Origin of the sequence: Microcoleus sp. T3_B1 (assembly GCF_036700445.1) — a bacterium.
In the GTDB taxonomy this organism is placed as follows: domain Bacteria; phylum Cyanobacteriota; class Cyanobacteriia; order Cyanobacteriales; family Microcoleaceae; genus Microcoleus.
This window is the reverse complement of the sequence record NZ_JAUBOX010000050.1, coordinates 14,059-28,732: the sequence shown is the minus strand read 5'-3', so window position 1 is coordinate 28,732 and position 14,674 is coordinate 14,059. Positions and strand designations below refer to the sequence as shown.

Below are 14,674 nucleotides of genomic sequence, written 5' to 3'. Positions count from 1 at the left end.
AATTGTAAGTTATTTAATTCGCGATCCTAAGTCCTGACCGAAAGCATCCAGGATACAAGCCTCCGCATTCATCCGTGGGGTCAATGCTTCAATTCTAAAATCTAAAATCTAAAATCTAAAATCTAAAATCGATTGACTCAGCCAGTGAGGGATCAAGGGTTCAGCGGGAAACAACCGACTCGAACTAAATTCCTTCCTTCAAAACTTGCACCACAAATCCGCTCAACCAGGCATATATTTGGTTAAGGTGGTTATTGTACGCCTAAAGTGAGATTTGTGGCGCAGATCCCGCCAATAATTAAAAACTTATGCTGGAAAACGCATTAACCGCCCATAGGCTGAATCTAGGGGCCATTTTGTCCTGGTTCGAGTCATTGTGTTTGATAAAATCAGAAGTTATCCTTGCTTTAGCTGAATAATTAATTAGATAGGGGGATATATAATGACAAGCAGCAAAATTATTTTGAGTTACTTAGGCCCGCGAGAAATTGAGGTCAATAGGGCCGCTGTGTTAGTTGGCACTTTTGACACAAATCTAGTGGCAGCGATTTCAGCAACAGAAGGCTCAAATGCCCTGAATGTCGGGAGAAATCTCTCTAGAGGCATTTGGAACATCAGTTTAGATAAAGGATTCCCTAGCGCAGGAACTCGCACATTGCTGGTGAGGGCAAGTGATAAGACGGGCCAAGTTATCGGTCAACAAACAATTAACATCAAAGTTAATCCTGCTTCTGGATCACCCGCTCAATTTTTGACGTTAATTACTCTCAGAGATACCGCATTCAAAGTCGGAACACTGCCCGCAAGCAATCTTAACAACCTGCAAAAAGCGGAAATACCAGCAGGTAAAATTTATCAAATTAGGGACTACGAGTTAGAAGATGGACATCTGAATGTTCAACTAAATAATCCAATTACTCCGGTGGGAACCTCTGGCTTTTTCTATGAAAAACACGTACTTATAACCAAAGGCGCAAAAATTCTCATATTCGATCGCGCCGAGTTGCCGACCCCGCCGCGTGGAATGCAGTTACTGTGGGTGATCAAAAAGACCTGGTTAAAGTTAACCCCCGCAGATTCTGCAACTTTAGGAGCAACTCAGAAATTACAATTTAACGCAGGAGAAACTTTCAATCTTCTCGGCTACGCTTGCGTGGAAAACCATTTCCGAGTCGCTTTTGAGCGGGCAGTTCCTAACTTAGGAACTTCGGGATTTGTGTACTGGCTGCACGTCCAAATTTTGCGAGACGGGAGGGGAATTGAGTATGATAGAAATGCCGTTACGATGACAATCATCAAAACGACTGTGTTTAAAAAGCGGCCGATAAATGCCGCTAGCCTGCCACCTCAAGAAAAAATTACCTTGCCGGCGGGAATGATTTACGGAATTGCCGGATTCTCGATCGAACAAAGCCACATTAAAGTCTCGCTGACCGAGAATTTGCCGCAATTTGGCAATACGGGTTTCATTTATCCCGATTTTGTGCAATTCAGCCGCGGTGGCAAATCTTTCAATCCCGCTCCGAATTTAACTTATCAAGGGCCGTCAGAAGTTTTGGTAAATCAGCCGATCGTCCTTCGGGGTACTTTTGACCGAGAAAAAACAGCAAAAATTGAGGTGATAGCTGAGGATACATTTCCCCTAAGCGTCACGCTAAACCAAGAGGCCAGCACTTGGCAAGTTAATTTGTCTAAAGGATTTAGCGTAGCGGGAGCTCGGTGGCTCAGGTTGCGGGCAACTGACAGCAAAGGCAACGTTACTGGCAGCCAAATAATTTACATTGCCGTAACTTCCGATCCGCTAACTGTCGGACGAGGTTTGACCTTAAAGATACTTTCTGACACTTTGTTTAAGGTAGCTCCCCTTGATTCTTCCCGGCTCAACAATCAGCAAAAAGTTTTTGTCAAAGCAGGCCAGACTTTGGCGGTTAGCAAATACGGATTTATTGACGGGCATCTCAAGGTGGTTGTGGATTCAGCAATTTCACCGATCGGCACTTTTGGCTATTTTTATGAACCCGACGTTCAGTTGGCCAAAGGTACTCAAATCCTGAGATTTGACCTGGCTGACGTACCGAATAGCAACGTCAGCGCTCAACTTTTGGTAACTCAAACAACTCAGATTAAAGCTAAACCCGAAGATTCATCGAAACTGCCTGCCGATCAAATGGCTGACCTACTTTTAGGCACTACCTATGCCATTACTGGTTATGCCTGCATTTTGGGGCATTTCCGAGTAACTCTCGCCGAATCTATTCCCGGTTTCGGCAATATCGGATTTATTTATTGGCAGGACGTTAAAATTAAAAAAGACGGCAAAGAGGTTCCCTTTGACCCCGATGCTTTGACGATGACAATCCTGCAAGCAACTGTCTTTAAAAAGCGGCCGGTAGATTCTGCTAACCTGAGCAGTACCGAGAAAACTACGCTGCCTTTAGGTCGAGTTTACGGCGTGAACAGCTACGGTGCGGAAGGATCTCACCTGAAAGTTTCCCTGACTGAAGAACTGCCGAATTTGGGCAATACAGGTTATGTTTTTCCTAGTTTTGTTCAGTTCAAGCGGGGAGATAAAATTTTCGATCCGGTTCCGAACAATGTGGAATTGAACGTGCCGTATTTTTCGCAGCGGGACAATCCGCGTTTTGACTGGTCTACTTGCAACGTAACTTCGATCGCGATGGTATTTTATTACTACGGCGTTCGTTCTGAGTGGGGCGGACAGTTGGAGGATGAGTTGTTGCAGTGGTGTTTCGATTATGCCGGCCAGGGTTCTCAAACCGATCACAGCGTGCTTTCGGCGCTGATTCAGGCCTACGGGTTTAAGACGAGTTTTAGTACGACTCGCACGTGGGCGCAAGTGCGATCGGAATTGCTGAATCGGCGACCAGTAGTTTTAGCAGGAGATTTTACTGCGGCCGGTCACATTCTTACTTTAATTGGCTACAATTCTCAGGGTTATATCGTGCAAGATCCTTGGGGAGATGCACTCACTGGTTACAGCGATACTGAGGGGAGAAAGTTGATGTATCCCTACAGTTACGTCAATCAAGTTGCTGGGCCAGATGGGAATGTTTGGGCGCATTTTATTTCTCGATAGTCTACTCTACTGTTGGCAATTTGTGAGGCACTACGCCTATTCGTAAGGTGTGCATAATACCAATTTAATGTGAAGTTGCACATATCTCGCTCCCCCTCGCATACCCCCTACTCCCCCTGGTTGTTGGGGAGTAGGGGTTGACTTTGAGAAGAATCTTGTCCCCCCCCTTGTAGGGGCGGTGCGACCCCTACTCCCCGTGCCCGCCCTCTTTAGGGGGGATCAGATTCTACGGGGCCTCATAAAAATTTGGTATAACAGCTATTCGTAAGGTACTTAATGCACACCCTACCTAACTTAGGAAATCTTGCGCTTAATTTTGCGTTTTGCAGCCCCCATACCTAAAAAGCTCAATCCTACTAAAGTACCAAACCAAGTAGAAGGTTCCGGTACAGCCTCAAACGATCCTTGAATAGCGATCGCATCGTTAGCGCACTCGGCAAAAAAGTTAGCAATATAGTTCCCCGAAGGCATTGATGATTTATTGAAACTGAATCCAATGGTTTGAGAACCTACGGCATTAAACTGAGCGAAATTAACACCGAGGACACTCAAAGTCGCTGGTGTTAAAAAATTGATTTCTCCTACTTTTGTACCCGTAGCTATTGAGTTGAGAATAGTCGAGTTTCCGGTTTGTTGAAAATAGGGGTCTGTGGCAGCTAAATCGCCCATTGATGGGGTTCCGCCTTGAGATGCCACTACCGTATTGAATTGATTTAAATTGGTAAAACCAGAGTTAGTTTTGGTAACGCTTTTAGCGGTAACATCCTTGTAAACGCCTGTTGTCGCCACGCCGGAGTCATTTCCTTCGGCAAAGCGGATACCAAACAAGCTGCCGTTTGCGTTAGCTGTATTGAAGTTTTGACCGGAAAAATTGAAGAATAAATCGCCGTAGTTGATGTTGCCTCTTTGAGCTAGTGGGTCGGCATATCCTGCTAAACTTAGATTGGAGTTGATGGCGATGAAAGCTGTATCTGATGTTTCTTTGATGGCGAGGCCGTAAAATTCAAATTCCCCGCCGCCGATTTGGGGCCCTGTCACGCCGTCGTTGAAGGAATCGATCGCATAATTCCAGCCATGAGATAGCGTTGCTGCTGTAGCTTTTTGTTGCTGTAGTGCGAAAAGGGCACAGAAAATAGCCAGTGAGTAAGTCCAGTGGATGCTGTTTTTAGCAATGGATTTCATAAAATGCTCCCTGGGAATCATTGTTAAATTGTCAAGTCTGCTCGCTCGACTGTTTTAAATTTTTAGTAAATCATACCTTCAGGCCGAATTTCTTAAAGTTTTGCTACAAATTTGGTCGGGCAATTGAATCATGTTAAATAGATTGCTTAAAACACCCAACCAATGCCAGTAACTAAATACAGCAATCCTCGCATCAGTTGTAAAAATATGTACGGGTAGTGCCTTTCTTTGCCTACCCCACCCAAGGCGGGGCAACCGGGCGTGGGTTTTGCCCCTACAAGAATTACACAACTTACTTAGGATTGCTATACAGGACTTACGCAGGCACAGTATTGTAGTGAAGCTGCATAAGTCCTGTAGGTGCAAATAAACCGACTACCGGGTTTGGGCGGTTGAGAACAGCAATAAACTGCCTGCTAGTCGAGATATAGGCGGTACCCGCCTCTACAAGATATTATTATTTTTTCCTGCCGATCGACTTAATTGATTTTTTATCAATTACCAATTAATTTTGACAATAGGGGGCGTGATGTTGTAGATGCCGATGCCGGATTCTATTAATAATTCGATTGTTTGATTAATAATTTTCATAAATTGTCTTTCATCGCCAGCCCTGTTCCATATACCTCTCCAATAATTATTGTGGAACAGGCGTCCTGCCTGTTCAAGACAGGCTTTGCTGGATCTGTCTAATAATTATAATTACCTGGGTTGGGATGACTTCATTCCTCCAACTCCTCAAATGCCGAGCGCGCATAACAATTTTACTAATATTACCATAAGCGTTCCACCCAACAGGCTCTCATGAATCATATCAACTCCGCTAGCATCGGAATTGTAAAATCGAATCAACAGTCAATACTCAACTATCATTGAGTTTTTCGACTGACAGTTAACAGTCAACAGTCAACAGTCAACAATAATTCCGGTGCAACCGGAATTGATATCACCACTTTTTCTCTAAGTGCCGCACAAAGCGAGAATTGGATAGTCAAAAAAAATCATACGGCAAGAACGATCGCACGTTTTTAGAACACCCAATCAACTTCCGGCCCTACATCCGCTGCAGGCATCGCGGGTTCCTTCTAACTCGGCCGGTGGTTTCTGCACTCTTATGCGCTGCATAAATCAATCAAATTTTTAAATCCTGTTAATATATCGCCGACAGATACATTTAACCCGGTAAATCCCGGACGCTCGCCAGGAATAACCGTGTATGGCAAGATAGAGAAAGCAGCAAGCTCTCCCATCAAGGAGGTATCTCTCAAAGCTTTCAACAAAATATTGAAAGCACCGTTTTTGTCTCTGTCCAGGGTGTGTCCGCACTCTGGACATTTAAAGACTTTAGACCCGCCTAATTTAGTATGGATCTGTCCACACTTTGAGCAGGTTTTTGATGTGTACTCTTCTGTTACGTCTACTACAACACCACCATGTTTAGTGGCTTGATGCTTCAACATTTGCTTGAAACGATAATGACTTAAAGTGACCATCGCCCTAGCTGTTTTAGTTGCTAAAGAGCGCTTACCTTTCTTGACCATTTGTTGTGTCTCAAAGGTTGGCAAGAAAATTAACTTGTACTTACCTGTCAAATATTTTGCAGCTTTTTTATGCAATTCATTGACTAAGTTTTTGATTTTGATTCTAATTTGGGCTGCTGATTTTCGCAGGCAATACCTCAGTCGCTTAAATTGCCTCCCTTTACTTACCCCAATGCGGGACATTAATTTGTCTAGATGTCTTGCTAGCCGATAGATGCGACCGATATCGTTTTTTCCTATTTCGACAAAGCCACTGCCGTCAAAACCAGTAAGGAAAGTTCTAACGCCAGGATCTAAGGCTATAACCAAATCGCTATCAATCGGCTTTATTTTTGCTACATCAATTGCATAGCAGATAAACCATTGCCTGTTAATCAAGCTGAGTGTTGGTTCGTGTTGCATTACCTCGATGATAGGTTCCGAGGTTTTAAAGGTTAGCCCTTTAGTAGAAGTTGGATAAAAAGTCCCTAACTTCCAATTAGACGTTTGAAATCGGATAGTTTGAGATGTGTCGAAACGGCTTCTAAATTTTGCCGTTCCTTTTGTCTTTTGAGCTGCCTTGTGCGCTTCAAAAGCTTGAAAGACTGCCATTTGTCGCGGGTTGTAAGGTTGCTCGGAAACCCAGGTGGGAGCCAAGCCCATTACCTTTTTTCTTAAGTCATACTTGCCAATTCTTTCGTCTTTAAGGATAGCAATTGCTTGGTTGTAACACCATCTACTTGCTGCAATCCAAGTCCTCCATTTTGCTGCTAGCTTGGTTTCCGGGTAAACTCGAATCTTCTTTGATAGCAGATTTGTATTTTCGCAAGCCGTAGAGTCGGCAACTAAAGACGTGGATGATGGCAAGGATATCTTCAACCATTTCTCGTTCGGGAGACAGCTCGTTTCTGCCCAGAACCATGAGTTGGCAATTGTTTTGCTCGCAGATCCATTTGATGAGATCGCCGCCAAACCTTGCGAGTCTGTCTTAGTGTCCCACCACAACTGTTGAGATATCTCCTGACATGACTTGTCCCAGAAGGGCAAGCAGCGCTTTTCTTTTGAAGTTGAGTCCACCTCCGATGTCTTTGAAGACTTTATGCGGGTGGAGACTTTGGAGGTAGCTGACTTGCCTGTCAAGGTCTTCTCGTTGTTTGTAGCTGCTAACTCTGGCTTAGATGGCTGTAATTCGGTCGTGTCCGGTTCCGAGAACGCTGTCGATGTCGTAGCGTCGCTGGTTGGAGGGGGTTCTGATTGCTGATATTTTGTCGGCAAGTTCCCAGTTTCTAAGGGTTTTGTCTGAGACTTGCAGGATTTTGCAAGCTTCTGGCGGTGTGACATATCTGGTCATCGCTAGGTGGTATTTTTGTTCTCAATAGATAATATAAGGTTTTACAATGATTTACAAAGAATTTCTAAGAAATCGTTTACTTTGCGACGACAGTTCGTTGACTATCTTGACTCTTCCCTTGATCACAGAACGCAGCAGGCGGTTGATCGAATGTCTGTATTCATCGTCGAGAGAGTCGTCCAAAACAGCGGCCATCAAGCCGTAGCGATCGGCTAAAGTCAAACAACCCGTCTCCGTAACAGAGGCAAGCATTTCGGAAATAGCGCCGGGGATAAGTTGAACTAAAAACATGAGACATTCCCTGAATTCGATACTTATATCATCTCTCGTTCTGGGAAAATTAATAGTGACGCTGGCATAGCACACAATGTGATGTTTTGAGGCAAACTGTGTGACAGCGACCCTCTAATGTTGTGACGATCTCGTTTTAAGTCTGCGATCGCAGTCACAAAATTAATCTTAGATATTCCAATATCCCCCTCTCCCCTCCTAAATCTAAAGATTTAGAGAGATTTTTCGGTTTTGGGGGTCTCTTTACCCATTTCCCATGTATAAAACGCATCGGCAGTATGCGAAATATTCATAAAACTCAATATTTTGTAAAAATAGATACGAATATTTACAATCGGGGGCTTTACATTAGCTCATAACAAAGGTGCATCGAAACAGAGCGATCGACCGAATCCTCGGTAGCAACTATAACCATAAATAGTTGGGCGACGTTCGAGCCAGCGCCCAGTCAAGCTCAACTGTACAGCCGATCAACCATGCTTAAAAGAAATTCCATCTAGTAACTAAATATACAGTTTTAAATCCATACAGTCACTAAGGTTAGCAGGAAAGACACACTTTATGCTCCAAGTCAAGACCTCCCCACACAAGCCAGCAGCGAGGGTAAACCGATGACCCAAACAGTAGAACCCAAAGCCCAAGCGAGCCTGAACAAGTTTGAAAAACTCAAAGCCGAAAAAGATGGCTTAGCATTAAAAGGCGAACTCGACCACTTCGCCGAAATCGGCTGGGAAGCAATGAACGAAACAGATCGCGAGCACCGCCTCAAATGGCTCGGCATCTTCTTTCGGCCAGTAACTCCCGGCAAATTCATGATGCGGCTGCGCTTGCCCAACGGCATCATTACTAGCAATCAAACCAGAACGCTAGCAGAAATCGTCCAACGCTACGGCGACGACGGCAGCGCCGACATCACCACCAGACAAAACCTGCAATTGCGCGGAATTCGCATCGAAGACGTACCCGACATCTTCCGTCGCCTCAAAGAAGCGGGCATGACCAGCATCCAGTCTGGCATGGACAACGTGCGTAACATCACGGGTTCCCCAGTCGCGGGCCTGGACGCCGACGAACTGATTGATACGCGGGAACTGGCGAACGAAGTCCAAGACATGATTACGAACAGCGGCGAAGGCAACCCCGCGTTTTCAAATTTGCCGAGAAAGTTTAATATTGCGATCGCAGGCTGCCGCGACAACTCAGTCCACGCAGAAATCAACGACATCGCCTTCGTACCCGCTTACAAAGACGGCAACATCGGCTTTAACGTTTTAGTCGGCGGTTTCTTCTCCGCCAAACGCTGCGAAGCTGCAATTCCTCTCAACGCATGGGCAAGTCCCAGCGACGTTGTAGATTTGTGCAAAGCAATTTTAACTGTGTTTCGCGATCAAGGCCCAAGAGCAAACCGCCAAAAATCGCGGCTGATGTGGCTGATTGACGAACTCGGAATCGCACAATTCCGAGCCGAAGTCGAACAAGAATTAGGGCGCACTTTGCCCGCCGCCGCGCCCAAAGATGAAATCACCTGGGACAAACGCGACCACATCGGCATCTACCCCCAAAAACAATCAGGGCTCAACTATGTAGGGCTGCACGTTCCAGTCGGACGGCTGCAGGCATCGGATTTGTTCGATTTGGCCAGAATTGCCGAGGTTTACGGCAGCGGCGAGCTCAGGCTCACTGTGGAAGAAAACGTGATTATTCCCAACGTTCCCGACTCGCGGATTGAATCGCTGGTCAAAGAACCGCTGTTGCAGCGTTTTTCCATCGAGCCCGCACCGCTGATGCGAGCCTTGGTTTCCTGCACCGGCGCCAAGTTTTGCAACTTCGCCCTCATCGAAACCAAAAGTCGATCCGTGGCAATGATTGAGGAACTCGATGTCGAACTGTCACTTCCCAAACCGGTCAGAATTCACTGGACAGGTTGCCCCAATTCCTGCGGTCAACCCCAGGTAGCAGACATCGGTTTGATGGGAACAAAAGTTCGCAAGAACGGCAAAACCCTCGAAGGTGTAGACATTTACATGGGAGGCACAGTTGGCAAAGACGCTCATTTGGGTGCTTGCGTCCAAAAAGGCATCGCTTGCGAAGACCTCAAACCGCTGCTGTATCAACTGTTAGTCGAGCAGTTTGGGGCAGTTCCCAAAGAGATCACAGGGGATGTAGCTGTGCTGCAGCGGCAACTGCAATTGACGGTTGAGGAGGGCGAAGCGGCAGCCCAAGCACCCAAACCTCAGACATCTACTGTCATTTTCGCTCGATCGGGCAAAGAAGTTGCTTGCAGCGAAGATGAGTACATTCTCGATGTTGCCGAACGGGCGGGAGTCGAACTTGACAGCGATTGCCGAAAGGGAGTTTGTGGCACTTGCAAGCAGAAACTCCTAGAAGGTAATATTGCCGCCTACGACAGCCACCCCGAAGCGGCCGCAGGCTTAGAACCAGGGTTCATTTTAACTTGCAGCGCACGGGCGATCGGCAGAGTGACGATCGACGCCTAATCTCATAATGTGAGATGCGATGCGAAGGTCGCGAATCAATCTCACATCTCACATTTCCACCATCTCAAAGTACAACAACAATTCAAGACAAATGAGCAACCTTTCCAGAAGAAAATTCATCATCACCGCTGGAGCAACAGCAGCCGGCACCCTCCTAGCCCACGGTTGCAGTTCCGGCCCCACCACATCTAACGCCACTCCCGGCGGCGCTTCGCCCACCGCCGCTCCAGCAGTCAACATCAACCCTGCCGACGCCCCAGAAGTTACCGCAGCCAAACTCGGATTCATCGCCCTCACCGACGCAGCACCCTTAATCATCGCCCAAGAAAAAGGGTTATTTGCCAAGTACGGCATGAAAGATGTACAAGTTACCAAACAAGCATCTTGGCCAGTTACTCGCGACAACTTAGAACTCGGTTCCGAAAAAGGCGGCATTGACGGGGCTCACATTTTATCCCCGATGCCTTACCACATGACATTAGGCACTATTACCAAAGGCAATCAGCCAGTGCCGATGAACCTTGTGGCGCGGTTAAATACTAACGGTCAGGCAATTTCGCTCAGCAAAAAATACCTAGATTTAAAAGTAGGTACAGACAGCGCACCCCTGAAAGCAGCTTTTGGCCAAAACCTTCCTGTTGCTATAACTTTTCCCGGTGGCACCCACGACTTGTGGATGCGCTACTGGCTAGCAGCCGGCGGCATCAATCCAGATACAGATGTTTCCGTGATTCCCATACCGCCGCCCCAAATGGTAGCGAACATGAAATCTGGCAGCATGGAAGCCTTTTGCGTCGGCGAACCTTGGAATGCTCAGCTAGTTACTCAAAAGGTAGGATACACCGCCTTAGTAACCGGAGAACTTTGGAAAGACCACCCAGAAAAAGCTTTAGCTTTAAGAGGAGATTGGGTTGAGAAAAACCCCAAAGCTGCTAAAGCAATAACAATGGCTGTACTGGAAGCCCAGCAGTGGTGCGACAAGGCAGAAAATCAGGATGAGATGTGCCAAATCATCTCTCAAGATAAGTGGTTAAAAGTTCCAGTAGCAGATATTATCAGTCGCTCTAAAGGTCAAATTGACTACGGTACCGGCCGCATTGAAGCTGCCAGCCCAGTGGCGATGAAATTCTGGGCGGATAATGCTTCTTATCCCTACAAGAGTCACGATGCTTGGTTCTTAACTGAAAATATTCGCTGGGGTTATATCCCGGCAACTACCGACATCAAAGCCACAGTGGATAAAGTTAACCGCGAAGATATTTGGAAAGCAGCAGCGACAGCACTTGGCGTTCCCGCAGCCCAAATTCCTACTACCACTTCTCGCGGTGTCGAAACCTTCTTTGACGGCGTGAAGTTTGACCCAGAAAAACCAGAAGAATATCTCAAGGGTCTGGCAATCAAAAAAGCATAATTAGTTGGTTGACTGTTGACAGTTGACTGTGAACAGTTGACTGCTGACAGTTGACAAACCCCTAAAAGTGATGGTGTTGGACAGAGTGAAACGGAGGGTTCGTTCGACGGGCCAAACCTGCTGAACTCTGTTCAAAGTATCTACAAATAATCGATTATTCACAATACTGCAAAAAGAAAAATGGCAACAAACCTCGCTGTTACTAAAAGCAAAAATCCAGTAAATTTCCTTCTGGATAATGTTCAAAAAAACCGCCGAAAAATCATCCGACCGCTGGTAGCAATTACAGTTCTGCTGATAATCTGGCAAATCCTCTGCAACAGTCCAGAGTCGAGCTTGCCGGGGCCAATCAAAGCTGTCCAAGAAAGCTGGAATCTGATTATTAATCCTTTCTTCGACAACGGCGGTACAGACAAAGGCTTGTTCTGGCAAATTTTGGCTAGCTTGCAGCGGGTGGCGATCGGCTTTACTCTAGCAGCAGTTCTCGGCATCAGTTTGGGAATCCTGATCGGCACAAACTCCTTAATGTTCGATGCTTTAGACCCGCTGTTTCAAGTATTCAGAACTATCCCGCCCCTAGCTTGGCTGCCGATCGCCCTGGCTGTATTTCAACAGTTCAATCCCTTTGAAGGCATGGGGGTGAAAGCTAACGAAGTTTCTGCACTTTTCGTAATCTTAATTACAGCAATTTGGCCGATTTTAATTAACACCACAGTAGGCGTTCAACAAATACCCCAAGACTACAGAAACGTCGCCCGCGTATTGCGCCTCCCCAACCAAAAATACTTCTGGAAAATCCTGCTCCCCTCTTCTGTTCCTTACATCTTCACTGGCTTGAGAATTGGAATCGGTTTGTCTTGGCTGGCGATCGTAGCTGCGGAAATGTTAGTCGGCGGCGTCGGTATCGGCTTCTTCATCTGGGACGCTTACAACAGTTCTCGACTCAGTGCAGTGATTCTAGCAGTGCTTTATGTAGGAATCGTCGGTTTGATTTTAGACAGAATCGTTGGTTTCATCGCTTCCAAAGTGGTTCCCGAAGAACAGAAATAGGATTTGGGAATGGGGCATCGGGCATCGGGCATCGGGCATGGCGAATGGGGAATGGTTGCCAGCTACAAACTGCTAGAAATTAGTTGTAAATTAATGCCCAATGCCCAATGCCCTGGGCGGGCAAATGCCCAATGCCCAATGCCCAATGCCCAATGCCCAATGCCCAATGCCCAATTTCCCCTTAATAATTAGCATCTAGAAATTACCAACTAACCTAAAAGAGCCATGTCAGTATTTGTTGAAGTAGACCACGTTGATCGCGTATTTAACTTGCCCAACGGAGAGCAATACATTGCTCTTAAAAATATCGAACTGAAAATTAAAAAAGGAGAATTCATCACCTTAATTGGACACTCTGGCTGTGGCAAATCTACACTGCTAAATATCATCGCCGGCCTCGACAAAGCAAGTCAGGGCGGGATTACTTTAGAAGGCCGCGAAGTCCGCGATCCAGGCCCGGACAGAATGGTGGTGTTTCAAAATTACTCACTGCTACCTTGGCTGACGGTGCGCGAAAATATCGCCCTAGCAGTAAATGAAATTTACAGCGGTAACTCTCAAGAAGATCGCGAGTTGGTGATCGAACACCACATTAAATTAGTCGGACTCGGACACGCCGCCGACAAACGCCCAGGCGAAATTTCTGGGGGGATGAAACAAAGAGTTGCGATCGCCCGCGCCCTGGCGATTCGCCCGAAATTGCTGCTGCTAGACGAACCCTTCGGCGCCCTCGATGCCTTAACTCGCGGCGGTTTGCAAGACCAGTTGATGAAAATTTGCGAAGAAAGCAAAGTCACCAGCGTCATGGTAACTCACGACGTGGATGAGGCTTTATTACTGAGCGATCGCATTGTGATGCTCACCAACGGCCCGGAAGCGCAAATCGGGCAAATCCTCGAAGTCAACATTCCCCGCCCCCGCAAACGCATGGAAGTTGTCAACCATCCGAGTTACTACGCACTGCGTAACGAAATGGTTTACTTCCTCAACCAGCAAAAGCGGGTCAAACAGCGCAGGGCCCAACAACAACCCGCTGTCATAGCCCGCAACGGCTTGGAAAAAATCAACCTCGACATCGGCTTTATTCCCCTCACCGACTGCGCCCCCTTAGTAGTAGCTAAAGAAAAAGGATTTTTCAAAGCGCACGGCTTGGAAGAAGTTACTCTCAGCCGCGAACCTAGCTGGAAAGCGATCGCCAAAGGAGTCGCCGAAGGACGGCTGGACGCGGCGCAAATGGTCGCAGGAATGCCGATCGGTATGCTGTTGGGGCTCGACGGTGAAGCCCCTGTACCCGTCTGTAGCGCCCTCACGCTGTCTCGCAACGGCAATTCGATTGTTTTCAGCAAAGACCTTTACAGACAAGGCATTCGGACATTACAGGATTTCAAAGCTGCGATCGCCAAGAGTCCCGATAAAGTTCACACCTTGGGCATGGTACACTCCGCCTCCATGCACAATCTGCTGTTCCGCTACTGGCTCGCCGCCGGCGGCATCGACCCCGACCTCGACGTGGGCTTGAACGTGATTCCCCCCCCGCAGATGGTATCGAATTTAAAAGCAGGCAACATTGACGGCTACTGCTCAGGCGACCCCTGGAACTCCCACGCCGTCAACACCGGTACGGGTTTTGTCATGGCCCGTTCCCTCGATATTCTGCCCGGACACATCGAAAAAGTTCTCGGTGTTAGCGAAGATTGGGCTCAGAAATATCCTCAAACCCACCTGGCCCTCGTCAAAGCGCTTTTGGAAGCCTGCGAATACTGCGACGACCGCCGCAACCGCGAAGAAGTCCTAGGATTGATTAGCCAAGAACAATACATCGGCGCCGATCCGAAAGACATCCGTCCAGGGTTCATCGATCCGTACAACTCCGGTACGGAGGCAGAACCCGAAATGCTCTACAACTTCAATCAGTTCTATGTTGACAAAGCCAATTTTCCAGACCGCCTAGAAATGGTGTGGGTGATGGCGCAGATGGCTCGCTGGGGACTGATCCCGTTCCCGAAAAACTGGGTGGAAGTGGTCGATCGAGTTTTGCGGCCCGATGTTTTCGGTCAAGCAGTGCGCGAATTGGGTTTACCGGATATTGCCAGAGATCGCCGGACGATCGAGCTATTTGACGGCACGGTGTTTAATCTCGACGACCCGATCCACTATCTTCAGAATGTCAAAATCAAACGCGGCGTCCGCATTGAAGAGATTTTAATTGAACAAATAGGCAGTCAGTGTTCCATCAAACTGCTAGCATAGCCAGCAAATAGGAAGAGGGAATGA

Annotated in this window: 8 protein-coding genes and 1 pseudogene; 5 read left to right on the top strand and 4 right to left on the bottom strand. The window is 47.1% G+C overall.

The features are described 5' to 3' along the window. Window positions 1–442: 442 nt before the first annotated feature. Complete coding sequence (locus QT990_RS23215; protein ID WP_333465802.1) at window positions 443–3,097, top strand: C39 family peptidase; 2,655 nt, start codon at window positions 443–445, stop codon at window positions 3,095–3,097. 294 nt (window positions 3,098–3,391) lie between these two features. On the opposite strand, the gene QT990_RS23210 is transcribed toward QT990_RS23215, so the two are convergent. The 4 genes and pseudogenes from QT990_RS23210 to QT990_RS23195 form a co-directional block, all read right to left on the bottom strand. Continuing rightward, the gene (locus tag QT990_RS23210; RefSeq protein ID WP_333143941.1) at window positions 3,392–4,279 is read right to left on the bottom strand and encodes a PEP-CTERM sorting domain-containing protein; all 888 of its coding nucleotides are present in this window, start codon (window positions 4,277–4,279) and stop codon (window positions 3,392–3,394) included. Between the two features lie 1,112 nt (window positions 4,280–5,391). Further along, a complete protein-coding gene (locus QT990_RS23205; protein ID WP_333300899.1) occupies window positions 5,392–6,597 on the bottom strand; it encodes a transposase in 1,206 nt (401 codons plus the stop codon). Then, window positions 6,536–7,150, bottom strand: a pseudogene (locus tag QT990_RS23200) (IS607 family transposase). The gene QT990_RS23205 and the pseudogene QT990_RS23200 overlap by 62 nt, the downstream one beginning before the upstream one ends. Before the next feature lie 51 nt (window positions 7,151–7,201). Beyond that, complete coding sequence (locus QT990_RS23195; RefSeq protein WP_333143942.1) at window positions 7,202–7,441, bottom strand: hypothetical protein; 240 nt, start codon at window positions 7,439–7,441, stop codon at window positions 7,202–7,204. A 611-nt stretch (window positions 7,442–8,052) separates the two neighbouring features. On the opposite strand from QT990_RS23195, the gene QT990_RS23190 reads away from it, so the two are divergent. The 4 genes from QT990_RS23190 (at window position 8,053) to QT990_RS23170 (ending at window position 14,650) form a co-directional block, all read left to right on the top strand. Further along, a complete protein-coding gene (locus QT990_RS23190; protein ID WP_445252066.1) occupies window positions 8,053–9,939 on the top strand; it encodes a ferredoxin--nitrite reductase in 1,887 nt (628 codons plus the stop codon). A gap of 91 nt (window positions 9,940–10,030) precedes the next feature. Beyond that, window positions 10,031–11,350 (top strand): CmpA/NrtA family ABC transporter substrate-binding protein, encoded by a 1,320-nt coding sequence (locus tag QT990_RS23180; protein ID WP_333465801.1) that lies wholly within the window; start codon window positions 10,031–10,033, stop codon window positions 11,348–11,350. A gap of 180 nt (window positions 11,351–11,530) precedes the next feature. Next, window positions 11,531–12,400 (top strand): nitrate ABC transporter permease, encoded by an 870-nt coding sequence (ntrB, locus tag QT990_RS23175; protein ID WP_333143944.1) that lies wholly within the window; start codon window positions 11,531–11,533, stop codon window positions 12,398–12,400. Window positions 12,401–12,625: 225 nt separating this feature from the next. Further along, a complete protein-coding gene (locus QT990_RS23170; RefSeq protein ID WP_333465800.1) occupies window positions 12,626–14,650 on the top strand; it encodes a nitrate ABC transporter ATP-binding protein in 2,025 nt (674 codons plus the stop codon). Window positions 14,651–14,674: the final 24 nt, after the last annotated feature.